The sequence below is a fragment of the Tumebacillus algifaecis genome, from assembly GCF_002243515.1.
GTDB classification, from domain to species: domain Bacteria; phylum Bacillota; class Bacilli; order Tumebacillales; family Tumebacillaceae; genus Tumebacillus_A; species Tumebacillus_A algifaecis.
Genome location: NZ_CP022657.1, coordinates 2,129,406 through 2,144,483, shown reverse-complemented (window position 1 = coordinate 2,144,483; position 15,078 = coordinate 2,129,406). Strand labels below are relative to the sequence as shown.

Below are 15,078 nucleotides of genomic sequence, written 5' to 3'. Positions count from 1 at the left end.
CTGAAGTCTTAACACACGTTCATTAGTGAGAAGCACCCTGCCGAAACGGCGAGGGTGCTCGTTTACCAAACTTTCCGGCCTCCGTCACGCTTGTCGCGGCGCACGATCGTGTTCGGCGCATCATGATGCTGCCATTCAAAATGATCGCGAGTCTGCTCGCGGCGCGCATCGTCCATCAGACGCCCACAGCGGGAGCAACGGTTGTTTCGAACATCGTTTTCTTCATAGCAGTCGGTGCATTTAATAATCATGCCTTGCCTCCCATTTCATAACGCTCGCCGTTCAGTTCATAGGACGCAGTCAGGTTCGCGTTCAAAGATGCCGAAGCGGAGCAGTATTTCTCATTGGACAGTTCAATCGCCCGTTCGACCTTGTCCTGTGTCAAATCAGGACCTTTCAGAATGTAATGGATATGTATGTCGGTGAAACGTTGCGGCATTTCCTCAGCGCGTTGCCCTGATACTTCCATGCGAAATTCTTCTAGTGTCAATCGGCCTTTTTCTAAGATCATCGCCACGTCGATGCCCGAGCATCCGCCAAGTCCCATCAGCAAAAGCTCCATTGGACGCGCGCCCGTATCTTCACCACCGACTTCTGCCTTTGCATCCATCGTGATCGCATGACCTGAATTGCCGACCGCTTCAAATTTGCGTTTGCCGTGCCAATCAATGCTTATGTTCAATGCGCTCCACCCTTTCTATCTCGGGATGGGGCCAAGCCCCAGTACCTTCCTCTTCCAATTGTACAGCACGACCAGCATTTTGGAAACGTTCTTTCATGATCTCTTCGATCAGCCACAAGTCGAGATGCACACGTCCCTTTTGCCGAAAATGATGGTTGATCGACCAGACGATAATCAAAATCGACGAGACCGCGACAATCATCCAACGCAGCGAATCGTGCGGAAAATATTTATTGACCTGTGTACCGAAGATCAAAAAGACGATCGGGGTCGTCGAAGCGAGCAGCGGAATATTGCCGAGCACATGCCGCCTGCGCGTTAACTCCGCCCGAATCAACCAAAGCTCTTCCTTTGATTTGCTTTGGTAATAATGAGACAGGTCCTTCACGATGCCCTCATGCGCCCGATAATAGGCATCCAGCACCTGTGGGTTTCTCTCCGTGCTTTTCAAGACATCTCGTACTCCTTTCCCGACTTCTCCCTTAGCGGATAGTCTATACGTACCAAACTTTTTCATGTACCATAAGCCCAGTTACGTTTTACTTTTTTCACTTGAGGAGGCTTCTGCTTTGCAAACTGTCCTGATCGTACTATCCTATCTCCTGCTCTTGCTTTCCGTCCTCTCTTTCTGGCAGACGTTCAAGCAAAAGCCAGCGGGCTTTTTTCATGAACTAGAAGCGGCCGGCATGAGCAACGGGGTTCGTCAAATCATGTATGCCATCACCGGCCTCTACCTGCTGTACGTACTGACCGTCATGAACGTGGCACGTCCTCTGACCTGGTTCGGCATCGTGACGATCATCGAGTCGCTTTGCTTCCTGCTCGCTTTACGCGGAGATCTTACTAGCGGGCTTTTCGTTCGCTGGTACCGCTACAGCGTCGGCATGTACGTTTCGGCTGTGTTCCACATCCTTTTCCCGATCGTCGCGCTTTACTTTTTACAGTTTTCATAACAAAAAGACCGTCAAGCAGTTGCTTGGCGGTCTTTTTGTCAACTTACATATCAAATTCATCATGCGGGAGTTCCCAGAAGCAGACGACACGGTCTTTGCCAAATCGCTTGGCATACGTCTCCGCCATGTCCGCCTTGTCAAATAAATCGGTGGCATCTGACGGCTGATCCATATCGTAGGAGGACACGCCGATCGATGCGGTAATCTGATAGCGGTTGCCTTCAATCGAAATGTTGCGCAAGTTGTTTCGCACTCGTTCAGCGACGATCCGTGCCGCCGTTCCGTTCGTGTTTGGCAAAATGACGATCAACTCTTCCCCGCCAAAACGCCCAACGATGTCAACGTTTCGCACCGAACGCTGTAAGGTCTTCGCCACGATGCGCAAGGCACGATCCCCTTCATTGTGGCCAAAACGATTGTTGATCGAGGAGAAATTGTCGAGGTCGATCATCAGGAAGGACAGGTCGATGCCGTAGCGTTTGACTTTGTTGAACTCCTCGGACAAACGCTTCATGAAGTAGTTGCGCTGATACAGTCCGGTCAAGTTGTCGGTGATCATCACCTCGTACATGATCGCGTTCTCCACGTTGGAGGAGACCAGTTGGGCAAAAGAGTTGAGAAAGCGCTTATCCCGCACGGAGAACGGCGTTTGCAGACTCAATTTTTCCAGCACCATCACGGCGATCACCTGCTGATCATGTGAAAAAACAGGCAGACCATACAGATAGCAACTACGACCTTCCACTTCCATCGGCTGCTCCAGTTCGACCACCTTCGCTACCATTTCCTCCACTTCCAGATTGGTGAAAGGCACCGCCTGTAACTGCTCATTCAAATGAATGTGCTCCACCCGCTCCGGGGCCAACTTGACCATCAGATGAATGTTGTCGAACAGCATGTTTTCAAAGATGACAGCAGCCAAGTTCTCGCAGACCGTCTTGACCATGATTGACGAAGAGACGCGGCGAATCGCATCGAGCAGAATTTCGTTGTCGGTCAACGTATCGACCAGCTCTTGACGCTCTTCGACCATCTTGCCCGACCAGGTGCGCAGTTTATCACTGCTCACTTCCGCCTGTTTCACCAAGCCTGGTGCCGCCTCGGCGACGACATGCTTCATATCGTCGATGATCTGGTTGGCTTGCGAGACCAGTTCCTGGTTGGTCTGGCGCATCAGCTTATCCAACTGCACGAGGCGCGTCTGTTGATTGAGTTTGCGGAATCCCATCAATGCCCGCTTGTAGTTGAGATTGGCTTCGACAAACTGACGCGTTTGCTGATAGAGCCGTCCCAGATAGAAATGAGCGGAGGACAGATAGCCGATATAGCCCGTGTTGTGGATCAGCTTTTGTACCGTATGCGCCGCTTGCAAACCTTCTTCATTCCGACCGGCCTTTTGACAGGCGGTCGTCAGCATCAAGAGACGTTTGATCCGTACTTCGGTCGGCACTTCAAGTTCCAGTACCAATTGACTGAACTCCTCGATCAGTTCCTCCCAGCGTCCGATGAAAATGTAGTAGTACCCGCGCAACAATTGATGCTCGATCTCAAAGTCACGCTGTTCGCAGATCCGTTCTACAATCGGCCACATCCGCTGACACCGCTTCCGCTTTCCGAGGGAAATCGCGGTGCGAAAGCGATAGAGAAACGCGTGATCGCGCATCAATTTACGACCTTGCTTTTTTGCAACACGTACGAAGGTGTCGATCACTCGCTCCGCCTTCTCGTACTCTTCAATGAACATGAAATGCTCGATCTCATGGCGCAGCAAAGCGATTTCTTCCCCTGGGAAAACGGTCTGGCAAGTCTCTCGCGCCTTTTCGATATAGCGCTGTGAATGGTACATATCACCGAGCAGACGATAGGTCTCGACCAAGTTGATGTAGGCGATCGCCTCTTTCATGCGGTTGCCCAGATCGGCTGCGAGGTTGGCCGACTGCAAGTAGTAATCTTTCGCACGCAACGGATCGGTTTCCTGAAAACCGATCGCCATGCAGTTGTAGATCCCGACCAGCGCCTGACGGTTGTTCGAGTGCTCTGCGAGCGACGCCGCTTCATGCAAATAGCGCGAGCGATCTTCAAACGACACGCCCGGCACGCTCATCAAAAGCACTTGCAGGTTATAGAGCCAAGATACGTAGTGCCGCACTTTCAAAGTCTCACGCAAACGATGCCCATGCTGCTGTTGGTAGCGCTCCATCTCGCGAATGAACTCGTAGTTAGCGCCACTTTCCAGATAGTACATCGCCAGAGCGACCATCCCATAGAGCTTGTCCTGCTCGGCGATGGTGCACGTCTTGATCTGTTCCTCTAAGTACTGCACATGCGGCTTGATCGCTTGGAAGTCACCGATGTTGACATAGACGAGCAACAGCGAGATCAGCACAGACAACGATTCGGTACGCTCATACAGATCGGTCATCACAGCGGCTGAGTCTTCCAGCATTCCGAGCAGGCGCAAAATCCGCGCTCGGAATAGATACAGGGAGTTCGGGCACTTGCGATGCGGAATTTGCTCGTACAATTCGATCGCCTTCTTGATCTGCGAGTCCGCTTCTGCAAACAGACCGCGATGGTACCAGCGGCGTCCTCCGATGATGTTCAGATAGATCGCCCGCTCCCACTCGTGACCCGCTTCAAAGTGATAAGCCACTTCCATATACGAGGTGGAACCGATTTGGAGCAAACAGTCGGCCAGAGTCCGATGCATCTCCGATCTCCGATCCTCCGAGATCGTCTGGAAGATGTGATCCTTGATGTTGTTCGAAGTGAAGCCGTACAGATTGTGCATCTGCCAGATCAACCCTTGCTCTTCCAACTGACGCAGTACGGGCAGCAGATCCTGCGGCTTAGCATAGCCGACCGCTCGGGCCGCAGCCTCGACGATCATCGAGCCTTTGAACAAGGACAGCACTTGGCAAACTTCTTTTGCATGAGGTGGCAGGGCCTGCAACCGGAAGAGGATCAACGATTCCATCGACTGCGGAATCTCAAACTTTTCCACCGATTCGGGCACCATGTGCCATATGTAGCGCTCTTGATAGATCTGTTTGGTGTCAGCGAGATATTCGAGAAGTTGGAACGCCTGATCGGTCGATCCGCGCCCGTGATAGTTGAGCCACTGAATGAACTCATCGCTCAGGAAGTCGGCGCTGCCAAAGCGCGAGCGCACCGCCTCCCGCATCACATCGAGCGGCAGTGGTTCAAGATGCAGCTGTTCTTGGAACAATACGGACAATGCCTGAGTCGGTGCGTCTGTCACGCCGACAAACCCCAACGCCAAGTTCTCCTGAGCGAGCAACTTTTTGAAAAATTGCAGTGAATCGGCATCGAGCAGGTGTGCATCGTACAACTCGAATACCATCGGCTCACCGTACGCTTCCAAAATCTCTGCGAAAAATTCGAACAACAAATTTTCGGGCTCTTGTTGCTTCTGTTCGCCAGGGTCTGGGGTAACCATATCTCGGTACTCAAACGCAACGCGCGGCAACACGCTGCTCAGTCGGTTCACATACAAGCGTCCCAAACGCTCCAACTTCGGTACGGCAAAACACAGCAGGAACAACTTCATGATCAACAGTTCGACCGCCCCAAACGGCGTCTCGCGCACCGTCGCTGAGATGACCGACACGTCGTGCACGTAGTGCCCCGACACTTCGTAGATCAAACGTTTGCGGCCCACACCGACCTGACCTGTGATCAACAAGGACTGGCGACTGCCAAGCATCATCCGCTCATAGAACGCAGACAACGTCTGAACCTCTTGCTCACGCCCGGTAAATTCGGCGGAGAACAGATATTGGGAGCCGTATGTTTGCAAATCGACGTGGCAGATCGAGTCATGGCGACCCAACGTGCGAGTCAACTCATCAATGATCTGTCCAATCCACTGAAATCGCTTGCTTGGTCTACGATTGATCATCTTCAGTACCAAGCGATCTACATGCGGCGGAATGTGTTCGTTAAAGCGAGATGGCGGATACAAAGTCCCGTCCCCATTCTCGTCAAATGGGAAGTGCCCGGTCAAGACGAGATAGAAGAGTACGCCGAGGTTGTAAATGTCCGTTCGCGCATCGAGCGGGCTCATCGTCATCGTTTCCGGAGCAAAATATTGTAAAGAGTCATCCGCACCGCGCGCGTTGTACAGCGACAATGGCGCGTCGGTCAGCATGGTGAGCAACCGCACACTGCCATCCGGTCGGACCAACACGTAATCGGGCGAGATCCCACCATGCCACATCGTGCGGCTGTGCAGAATCGCGATCGCGTCACAGAGCTGCTTGAGCACTTCTAGTATGACCGGCAGCGGCTTGCCTGCCGTATACTCCAACAGCGACTGCTCTCCTTCTTGCCAGTCATAGGCGACGAAGCTGGCCCCGTCTACGGAGAAAACTTCGCGCACCCGTGCCATCGGCAGACCAACTTCTTGGAAAAGGCGAGCACGCAGAGCGATCTGGTCATGACCAATAAACGACACCACATGTGGTGCCAAACGTACCAGCCGTACTTTTTCATCTGTCTTATCCAAACCTGCCAAGTGTTCACCAAAATAGGGGCAAGCCCCGATTTGCTCCACAATGGTATAGCCGGTGTCCACCAATTTCTGCAGGGTCTCCGTCATGGAACGTCACATCCATTCTGCCGATACAGTTCTACTAGATTAATCTTAACACAAAAATAAATCAAAGTGATAGGTTGAGTTGGAAAGTTTATAGGTTTGGCGCGAAATTGCATGATATATCGCCGTCATTCTCAATAAAAAGTACGATTTTGGACACAAGTTTCCAAAAAATCAAGTGTACGTATTTCTTTTTGATCATGGTAAAATGGTTGAGTATAAAGAAAGGAGTGTGAGATATGAGCTTACGTGGTATCGGTATCGTACTTGTGCTGTTTGTACTGGGCGTCGCCTTTAGCGGCTTCGCATCTTATTCTGCAGACACCTTCCAACACAAGGAAGAAAAAGCAATTGACGCTGAAAAGCTCGTTATGCAAAACTGCGCGTCCTGCCATGGCAAGGATCTGAAGGGCACGGAGACCGCTCCAAGCCTGTACGAAAAAGGTCAAAAGCTGTCTGCTGAGACGATCCAACAGATCATCGCTGACGGTGTTGCTCCGAACATGCCGGGCGGAATTATCAAAGACCATAAAGAAATTAGCGCGGTAGCCAATTACATTACCAATCTCGAAAAATAACAACAATAGGATTCCTGCGAGTACCGCAAGAATCCTTTTTGTTTGCCCACCGCTCAGAAAAAGGACTGTCCGTTGCGGACAGTCCTCTTCCCTGTATTATGTTGCTGCATACAGAGTATATATAGTAGCTCATCTAAGCAATGGTGCAATATTTGTAAGGCGTGCCTCCCTGGGCCCTTTTGTGGGGCTCTCTATGCGATGGACTAAAACTTAATCATTTTTAAATTAATATGACTCAGTTTTGAAATCCATTCGCTTTTCCTATTTCATTCTAAGTCGAAACCACTTGAAAGTAAATAGGAAATCAGCAGGATTGCAAAATTTTTGGAAGTCAATCAAACTTCAAAATTCGAGCGATTCTGACACTCCAAAAACGTGCTAGGACAAGCACCTCACACATAAGGTAGTGAGGTACTATTGACGCTGATAGAAGAAGGTGTCGTAAGTCGTAAATTGAAACGACTGCGGGTTAAATATCTGCTCCGTACTGCCCACGAACAAGACGCCTCCGGGACGCAGTGCATCCGAAAATTTCCGATACAGGACGTCTTTGGCCTCCTCCGTAAAGTAGATGATCACATTGCGACAGACGATCAGATCAAAATCATTTTCAAACCGATCCTCCAACAAGTTGTGGCGCTTAAAGGTCACACAGCGCTTGACCGCATCGCTGACTGCAAACAGGTGGTTGCCCGTCTCCGTGAAATATTTGCGTTTCAGTTCAGGTGGTACAAAGTGCAGAGAACGCTCCGAATACAAGCCCTGTTTGGCCTTTTGCAGAGCATTTTCGTCCAGGTCGGTCGCGAGGATCTGAATGTCAGACAAGGGCATGAACTGACTGAGCAGCATGACCAGCGTGTACGGTTCCTCACCGGTCGAGCAAGCTGCACTCCAGACCTTCAAGCGCCGTTTGTTTCCGATCAGCTCCGGCACCAGCCGGTCACGAACCACATCCCAGCGGTTCGGGTTGCGGAAAAATTCGGAGACGTTGATCGTCATGCGATCGAGAAACTCGCCAAACAGCGCATCATCCTTTTTCAACGCTTCAAAATAGGACATAAAATCGCGAAAGCCCCGCTTGTCACGCAACGCCGTCAAACGCCGCTGCATCTGAGGCCGTTTATATTTACGAAGATCAATGTTTGTGTATCTGCAGATATTTTCCATAAATAAATCAAAATCATCGATCGGCAAAGCGAGTACCTCCCCATTTCCATCTATATCTTGACATATATTCGCTTTATCGCTCGAAAGTCCTGCCAGCCACCCGGTTGCTGAAGGAGGAAATCAAGTGAAACTCGGCCTCGCCCTAAGTGGCGGTACTTTTCGCGGCACGGCGCACATCGGTGTGTTGGAAGCCTTGCACGAAGCGGGCATCAAGCCGGACATGGTGGCCGGTACTTCGGCCGGATCGGTCGTCGCCGCTCTCTACGCGCACGGACTCTCGCCTGCGACGATTCGAAAGATCGCCCTCAACTTTAAAGGGCGCGATCTGATCGACTGGACAACAAGCACCTTTGACATTTTAAAACTGCTCACTTTGCTACCTTTTCAGTATTTCGGCCTCAACAAAGACTGGACGCGCCTGTTGCCACAAGGCTTAATTCGCGGCACCAATTTTGAACGCTACCTCAACCAGCTATTCACCCTACCAGCCGCCCACGCCAAAATCCCGCTGTTCATCACCACGGTCGATATCGTCACCGCCGAGTCGATCATCTTCACCGATCCCCTGTTCAGCAGAGGCTATGAGTTGGGCAACTGGTTATTCCTGCCCATGCTGGACAAAGGCGCCTGTGTACGCGCGTCCTGCTCACTCCCTGGCCTGTTTACGCCCAGAGTGATCGACGGACGCTCCTTAGTTGACGGAGCGGTGCGCATGAACATTCCAGCCGAAGTCTTGGTACATGCGGGCTGTGACAAAGTGATCGTCGTCGATCTCCACGAAACCGAGATGAAAAATGTCACCGAGCCGCCCAAGACCTTTCTGGACATGTTTATGCGCGGCGTGGACATCATGCAAAATGAGATCATCGCCTTGCAGTTGATGGATGAAAATGTTTTTGCCCTGCAACCGATGATCAAAGGGGTCGGCTTCACCTCATTTGACAAGATCGAATACTGCATCGAGCTGGGCCGTCAGGAAGCACTGAACAAGATGGCCGCCCTCAAAAAATACCTAAAATAAAAAGCCCGCCCCCATCAAGGGAGCGGGCTTTGGCTATTCGCCGATTAGATCCATTTGTTGATCGCTTTGTCGTAGGACAAAGTTTCGCCGCCGAACCACAGGTCGATTTCGCGTTTTGCGTTCTCCGGGGAATCGGAGCCGTGGATGATGTTCATGCCGACGGAGATTGCAAAATCATTGCGGATCGTGCCCGGTGCAGCTGCAGACGGGTTGGTAGCACCCATCATCGCACGAGCGGTGGTGATCACGTTCTCACCTTCCCAGATCATACCGAATACCGGGGAGGAAGTGATAAAATCAACCAGTTCGCCGAAGAACGGCTTGTCGGACAGCTCAGCATAGTGAGATTCAGCCAGTTCGCGCGGAACTTGGATCAGTTTCGCGTTGATGAGCTTGAAGCCTTTCTGTTCGAAGCGGGAAACGATTTCACCGATCAGACCGCGTTGTACGCCGTCCGGTTTTACCATGAGGAAAGTTTGTTCAACTGCCATTGCTTCAGACAACTCCTTTTATGTACACATTCATTACAATCCTTGTCCATTTTACCAAGGTCATACCCGAGAAGCAAGGGAGAGCAGCAAACTCTTACAAAAAACGAACGCGATCAGATTAATGATCGCGTTCGTTGATGAAGTGAGCGATGCCTTCCAGCTTGTTGCGGGCATCCATGTTCGGTAATTTGTACAACGCATCGAGGCACTTTTCCATATAGCGGTCGGCCATCTTGCGGGCGTATTCGATCCCGCCCGATGCTTTGACAATCTTCACCGCTTCCTCGACTTCCGCTCGAGTCATCTCGCGGGAGATCAAATCGCGCAACCGCACCGCATCCTGCGAATGCTGCAAAGCAAACAACACCGGAAGCGTCAAGTTGCCTTGGCTTAAATCGGAACCGACCGGCTTCCCGAGCTTTTTCGGAGTTGAGGTCAAGTCAAGAATGTCGTCGATGATCTGAAAAGCCATACCGGCATAATAGCCGTAGCGCTCTAACAGACGCACCGTACGCGGCGGACAGTCGGCCACCATCGCACCCAATGTGCAGGAAATCGACAACAGCAATGCCGTTTTGCGTTTGATACGGCGCAGATAGGTTCGCAACGTTTGTTCCTTGTTGTAAAAATCGCGAATCTGCTCAATCTCCCCTTCACACATAGAGACGATTGACTCCGAAAGAAGTTGATGGATCCGTACATCTGAAAACTCCGCGAGCAAAACAAGCGCCCTTGCAAAAATGTAATCGCCTGTGTACATCGCCATCCGGTCGCCCCACTCCGCCTTGACAGTAGGAGTCCCCCGCCGCGTGGCTGCGTCGTCGATCACATCGTCGTGAACGAGCGACGCCATATGAATCAGCTCAAGCGCAGCGGCGACTCGGGTCAGCTTGGGCAGGTCGTAGTGGCCAAACTTCCCAGCGAGCAAGACGAAGACAGGACGAATCCGCTTCCCTCCTGCCTTAAGCAGATGGGAAGATGCTTTCTTCAGGTTGTACTGGGAAGTGTGCACCTCATCAAGGAGCCGACGCTCCACCAAGTCGAGATCCGATTTGAGCGAAAAATAGATGTCCATCAACTTCATTCAAAATCCACCTTAGAAAATTTCCAGAATGTTGTATTGCGTATCACGCTGTGCCGGGATGCGGCCTGCATCACGAATCAAGCGAATCAATTGTTCTTTATCACTGCGGTTGTGCGCACCTGCTGCCGAGACAACATTTTCCTCGATCATCGTCGAGCCCATGTCGTTGCAACCAAACTCCATCGCCAGCTGGCCGATTTTATGGCCCATCGTCACCCAAGAAGATTGGAAGTTGCGCACGTTATCGACCATCAGACGAGAGATCGCCAGATTTTTCAAATACTCGACAGCTGTTGCGCGAGTCCCTTTGAGCGCCGTGTTGTCCGGCTGATAGACCCAAGAGATAAACGCGGTGAAGCGGCCAGTCTTATCTTGCTGTTCGCGCACGCGAATGAAGTGCAGCAAGCGCTCTTCAATCGACTCACCAAAGCCGATCACCATCGTAGCCGTCGTGTTCATGCCTTGGCGCTGTGCAACATCGTGCACTTCCATCCACTTCGTCCAAGATTCTTTCAATTTGGAGATGCGCATGCGGGTTCTATCATCGAGAATTTCCGCACCGCCACCTGGCAGTGAGTCCAATCCTGCCTCACGCAGTTGTCTGATCACCTCATCAAGCGGCAGGCCGGACACTTCGACCATTTTCAAGATCTCAGCCGAAGAGAACGAGTGCATCGTGATGTCAAAGCGAGCCTTGATCTTCTTCAAAATATCGGTGTAGTACGAGAACGGCAAGTTCGGGTTGGTACCGCCCTGCATCAGAATCTCCGTGCCGCCAAGGTCGATCGTCTCCTGAATTTTATCAAAAATCACTTCATCAGACAAAACATACGAGTCTGCATCTTTTGCCGTGCGGTAGAACGCGCAGAAACGGCAGTACGTGTCACAGATGTTCGTGTAATTGATATTGCGATTGATCACAAAAGTCCCCAAGTTGTCCGGGGCATGCTTTTGCATAATTTTCTTGGCAGCCGCGCCAAGCTTGATCAAGTCATCAGATTGATACAGGATCGTTCCTTCTTCAAGCGAAAGGCGTTCGCCTTGCAGCGCCTTGTCGAGAACTTCATCCGCTTTGGTCGATTTTGTGTTTACAAAACTCATTCCTCGTCACCCCACAGTTCCAGCTTGACCGGTTTGGAAAGCAGACCATGACGGTATGCGGCATCAAAATACGCATTGGCGCCAACCGCCCAGTCTTCGTCCAAATCATGACGTAATTTATTGAAATAGGATCGCCAAAACTCTTCTGTCTGACCGAGCATCCGCATCGCCTCCGCGATCACAGCGTCCATATCGGCCAGTCCCTTCTTCTTGCCATCTAAGAAGAAGCGATGAATCTTGCGCGCCTTCTCCGGATTTTCTTCAATCAGTCGCTTCGGGACAGCACATACCGCAAAGGTCATCGAATGACCGGTGCGTTCGTTCCACTCGGCGCCAAGGTCATACAGGTAACAGCCGTGTTCCTGGACCGACCAATAGAGCGCGTCATCAGCGATCAAAAGCGCAGCGTCCGCTTCCTCAAGCATAGAGGGCAGATCGGACGGTAGCGTCACATATTTTGCAGGTGTGATCCCCGTTTCGGCCAACAGAATTTTCAACAGGTTCGAACTCGAGGCCGAGATGTTGGTTAAAGCCACCACACAGCCGTTCAACTCCTCCCACGGGCGCTTCGAGAAGAAGAAAATCGAGCCGACCGGACCGCGCGAAGAGACAGACAGCCCGCGCAAAGCCACAAATTGTTCAGCAAGTTCTGCATATGCGAACGAGGAGCACAGCCCCGCATCCACAGAGCCTTCCGCGAGCCATTTGTTCAGCTCGCTGGGAGCTCCAGGGAAAAATTCGATCTCAGGGTCAGACTTTTCGAGAAAATGGCAGATCGGCAGTGCGTTAGTAAACTTGATATGGCCGATCCGCACATGTTGAGACTTATCCATTAGAGAACGGGAAGCTCCTCAACTTGTTCTTTTTTCACTTTGTCGTCAAGATAGGAAAAATCGGTGTTGACGACATTGTACAGTGTGTCGCGCTCGACAGGCGTGCGGCCTGCATCGCGAATCAATTTGACCAAGTCTGCTTTTGCCATTCCCTGAGATGTCTGCGCGCCCGCAGCATGGTAAATTTTCTCTTCTACGACGTTGCCGTCGAGGTCGTCTGCGCCAAACCACAGCGCGGTTTGCGCCAGTTTTTCACCGACTTGCATCCAATAGGTCTTGATATGATCGATATTGTCGATCATCAGACGGGAAACAGCGATCACTTTCAGGTCTTCAAAACCGGTCGAGAAGTTGAGGTGCGGGTATTTTTCGATCAATACGGTGTTTTCCGGGTGCCAAGAAAGCGGGATGAACGTTTGGAAACCGCCCGTTCTGTCCTGCAGATCGCGCAGGCGGATCATGTGATCGATACGATCTTCCTTCGACTCAACATGGTTGTAGAGCATCGTCGAATTGGTCCGTAGCCCCTTTTGGTGGGCGATCTCATGAATTTCCAACCAGCGATCTCCGCTCGTCTTGTGGTCACAGATGATCGAGCGCGGTTCGTCAGCAAAAATCTCCGCACCACCGCCTGGCATCGAATTGAGGCCGGCTGCGATCAGACGGTCGAGCACCTCATCGATCGAAAGTTTGTTCACGCGGGTGAAATGGTCGATCTCGACGCCAGTGAACGCCTTGACATGCAGGTTCGGACGTTTTTCTTTGACTTTGCGCAGGATGTTCTCATAGTAGTCCAGACGCAGTGCCGGGTTGTTGCCGCCGACGATATGAACTTCGGTGGCATCCGGTTCGATCATGTCAAGGCGATGCTCCACTTCTTCCATCGTCATCGTGTAAGCGGCCGGGTCTTTCATCCGGACACCAAATGCACAGAAATCACACAACGTCTGACAAATATTGGTCGGATTGATGTGGCGGTTGGTGTTGAAGAACGTCTGGTCGCCGTGCTTCTTCTCCCGCACATAGTTCGCCATAAAGCCCAGTGCTGTGATGTCATTGGAGGACATCAGCTTAACACCATCTTCGAAAGTCAAACGCTCTGCACGCTGAACCTTCTCCCAAATCTCTGCAAATGGGTGGTCTTTGGTGATGATTTCCACAGTACTTCCCCCCGTCTACTCCTTCTCTCGATCGCCCCAACGACGAAAGAGAGTATGTTCCACATGCATCGCGTCCAGCACTTTGCCGACAACAAAATCGATCAGGTCGTCCATCGTCTCCGGGCGGTGATAAAAGCCCGGCATCGCCGGAACGATCTTGGCACCAGCATCGGCAGTCGCAAGCATGTTTTTCAGGTGAATCTTATTAAACGGTGTTTCCCGAGGCACAAGAACGAGCGGACGCCCCTCTTTGAGGTGCGTGTCCGCTGCCCGTTCCAGCAGGTTGTCAGAGGAACCGTTCGCAATAGCTGAAAGCGTTCCCATCGAACAGGGGATCACGACCATACCGGCCGTGAGGTGCGAACCGGACGCCACAGGCGCTCCGTAATCGCGGCTGCCATGGATCTGTAAGTCAGCATCTTCCGGCAGTCCGAACAATGTGGGCACCGCTGCAAGATCGCCATGCTCCACCTTCCACCCCATCTCCAACGTAAAGACCTGCCAGACCGACTCGGAGAGCAAAAGGTGTACGCGATGTCCGGCCCGGCATAGCTCCTGTACCAGACGAATCGCATACACCGCACCGCTTGCTCCCGTCATTCCGACGACATATTCCTTAGTCATGGCGTGAATCCTTAGCAACCGGCTTTTTGCCGATATGCAAAGCGCAGATGCCGCCAAAGAAGTTCCATACCTTCACGTCGGTCATGCCGGCATCTTCCATGATCTTCTTCAGTTCTTGTTGATCCGGGAAATTGGTCAGCGACTCAGGCAACCACGAATAGGAAATACTGTCGCGGGATGCCAAGTTGCCGATCGCCGGCAAGATTTTGTAAAAATAGAAGAAATAGAGGGCTCGAAACGGCTTCCAGACCGGTTTGGACAGCTCGAGCGACACCACTTGTCCACCCGGCTTGACCACGCGCATCATCTCGGACAACACTTTTTTGATGTCCGGCACGTTGCGCAGCGCAAACCCGATCGTCGCATGTTGGAACGTATCGTCTTCATAAGGCAGTTCCATCGCGTTGCCGTAGATCATCGATGTCTGTTTCTCCACGCCCGCCTTCTCGATCTTCGGATACGAGTATTTGAGCATCTCTTGTGAGAAATCAAGTCCAACCACTTTGCCCGTCGGACCGACCTTCTCGGCCAAAGCAATCGTCCAGTCGCCGGTACCTGCGCACACGTCGATCGCCGATTGTCCTGGCTGTATATTCATGCGCTTCATCGTAATTTTACGCCAGCGCTTATGAAAACCAGCACTCAACACAGAATTCATCAGATCGTAACGCTTAGCAATGTGTTCAAAGACATAATGAACTTTCTCTTCTTTTGATGCGAACTTATCCATAAAATTCCCCTCAACCTTCTTCGCAAACTCGACGCG

General features: G+C 51.7%; 15 protein-coding genes. 3 read left to right on the top strand and 12 right to left on the bottom strand.

Annotation, left to right across the window (positions count from 1 at the left end; genetic code table 11):
* Positions 1-62 precede the first annotated feature (62 nt).
* Genes CIG75_RS09705 through CIG75_RS09695 form a run of 3 tightly spaced genes read right to left on the bottom strand, consistent with a single transcriptional unit; the run spans position 63 to position 1,133 of the window.
* Positions 63-251: a hypothetical protein gene (locus tag CIG75_RS09705; protein ID WP_094236476.1), complete on the bottom strand. Its 189-nt coding sequence runs from the start codon at positions 249-251 to the stop codon at positions 63-65.
* Positions 248-682: an OsmC family protein gene (locus CIG75_RS09700; RefSeq protein WP_227874394.1), complete on the bottom strand. Its 435-nt coding sequence runs from the start codon at positions 680-682 to the stop codon at positions 248-250. The genes CIG75_RS09705 and CIG75_RS09700 overlap by 4 nt, the downstream gene beginning before the upstream one ends.
* Positions 666-1,133, bottom strand: coding sequence for a hypothetical protein (locus tag CIG75_RS09695; RefSeq protein ID WP_094236475.1), 468 nt, complete (start codon positions 1,131-1,133; stop codon positions 666-668). Before CIG75_RS09695 ends, CIG75_RS09700 begins: the two co-directional genes overlap by 17 nt.
* A 118-nt stretch (positions 1,134-1,251) precedes the next feature.
* On the opposite strand from CIG75_RS09695, the gene CIG75_RS09690 reads away from it, so the two are divergent.
* Positions 1,252-1,635: a hypothetical protein gene (locus tag CIG75_RS09690; RefSeq protein WP_094236474.1), complete on the top strand. Its 384-nt coding sequence runs from the start codon at positions 1,252-1,254 to the stop codon at positions 1,633-1,635.
* A 43-nt stretch (positions 1,636-1,678) separates the two neighbouring features.
* On the opposite strand, the gene CIG75_RS09685 is transcribed toward CIG75_RS09690, so the two are convergent.
* A complete protein-coding gene (locus tag CIG75_RS09685) occupies positions 1,679-6,256 on the bottom strand; it encodes a diguanylate cyclase (protein ID WP_094236473.1) in 4,578 nt (1,525 codons plus the stop codon).
* Between the two features lie 236 nt (positions 6,257-6,492).
* Here CIG75_RS09685 and CIG75_RS09680 point away from each other — a divergent pair, with 236 nt between their 5' ends.
* Positions 6,493-6,831, top strand: coding sequence for a c-type cytochrome (locus CIG75_RS09680; protein ID WP_094236472.1), 339 nt, complete (start codon positions 6,493-6,495; stop codon positions 6,829-6,831).
* Between the two features lie 414 nt (positions 6,832-7,245).
* Here the strand turns inward: CIG75_RS09680 and CIG75_RS09675 are convergent, their stop codons facing one another.
* Positions 7,246-8,019, bottom strand: coding sequence for a CheR family methyltransferase (locus CIG75_RS09675; protein WP_094238398.1), 774 nt, complete (start codon positions 8,017-8,019; stop codon positions 7,246-7,248).
* 103 nt (positions 8,020-8,122) lie between these two features.
* On the opposite strand from CIG75_RS09675, the gene CIG75_RS09670 reads away from it, so the two are divergent.
* On the top strand, positions 8,123-9,019 hold the full coding sequence (locus tag CIG75_RS09670) for a patatin-like phospholipase family protein (protein ID WP_157729481.1): 897 nt from the start codon (positions 8,123-8,125) through the stop codon (positions 9,017-9,019).
* Between the two features lie 44 nt (positions 9,020-9,063).
* Here CIG75_RS09670 and ndk read toward each other — a convergent pair whose 3' ends face one another.
* From ndk to CIG75_RS09635, 7 genes are all read right to left on the bottom strand, one after another.
* The gene (gene ndk / locus CIG75_RS09665; protein WP_094236470.1) at positions 9,064-9,510 is read right to left on the bottom strand and encodes a nucleoside-diphosphate kinase; all 447 of its coding nucleotides are present in this window, start codon (positions 9,508-9,510) and stop codon (positions 9,064-9,066) included.
* A 118-nt stretch (positions 9,511-9,628) separates the two neighbouring features.
* Positions 9,629-10,594 (bottom strand): polyprenyl synthetase family protein, encoded by a 966-nt coding sequence (locus CIG75_RS09660; protein ID WP_094236469.1) that lies wholly within the window; start codon positions 10,592-10,594, stop codon positions 9,629-9,631.
* A 12-nt stretch (positions 10,595-10,606) separates the two neighbouring features.
* Complete coding sequence (mqnC, locus tag CIG75_RS09655) at positions 10,607-11,695, bottom strand: cyclic dehypoxanthinyl futalosine synthase (protein ID WP_094236468.1); 1,089 nt, start codon at positions 11,693-11,695, stop codon at positions 10,607-10,609.
* The gene (locus CIG75_RS09650; protein WP_094236467.1) at positions 11,692-12,528 is read right to left on the bottom strand and encodes a menaquinone biosynthetic enzyme MqnA/MqnD family protein; all 837 of its coding nucleotides are present in this window, start codon (positions 12,526-12,528) and stop codon (positions 11,692-11,694) included. The genes mqnC and CIG75_RS09650 overlap by 4 nt, the downstream gene beginning before the upstream one ends.
* Entirely contained in the window at positions 12,528-13,688 is a 1,161-nt protein-coding gene (gene mqnE, locus CIG75_RS09645; protein WP_094236466.1) for an aminofutalosine synthase MqnE, read from the bottom strand. Before mqnE ends, CIG75_RS09650 begins: the two co-directional genes overlap by 1 nt.
* A gap of 15 nt (positions 13,689-13,703) precedes the next feature.
* Positions 13,704-14,312, bottom strand: a complete 609-nt coding sequence (locus CIG75_RS09640; RefSeq protein ID WP_094236465.1) for a UbiX family flavin prenyltransferase — start codon at positions 14,310-14,312, stop codon at positions 13,704-13,706.
* Entirely contained in the window at positions 14,305-15,042 is a 738-nt protein-coding gene (locus CIG75_RS09635; protein WP_094236464.1) for a demethylmenaquinone methyltransferase, read from the bottom strand. Before CIG75_RS09635 ends, CIG75_RS09640 begins: the two co-directional genes overlap by 8 nt.
* Between the last annotated feature and the right edge of the window lie 36 nt (positions 15,043-15,078).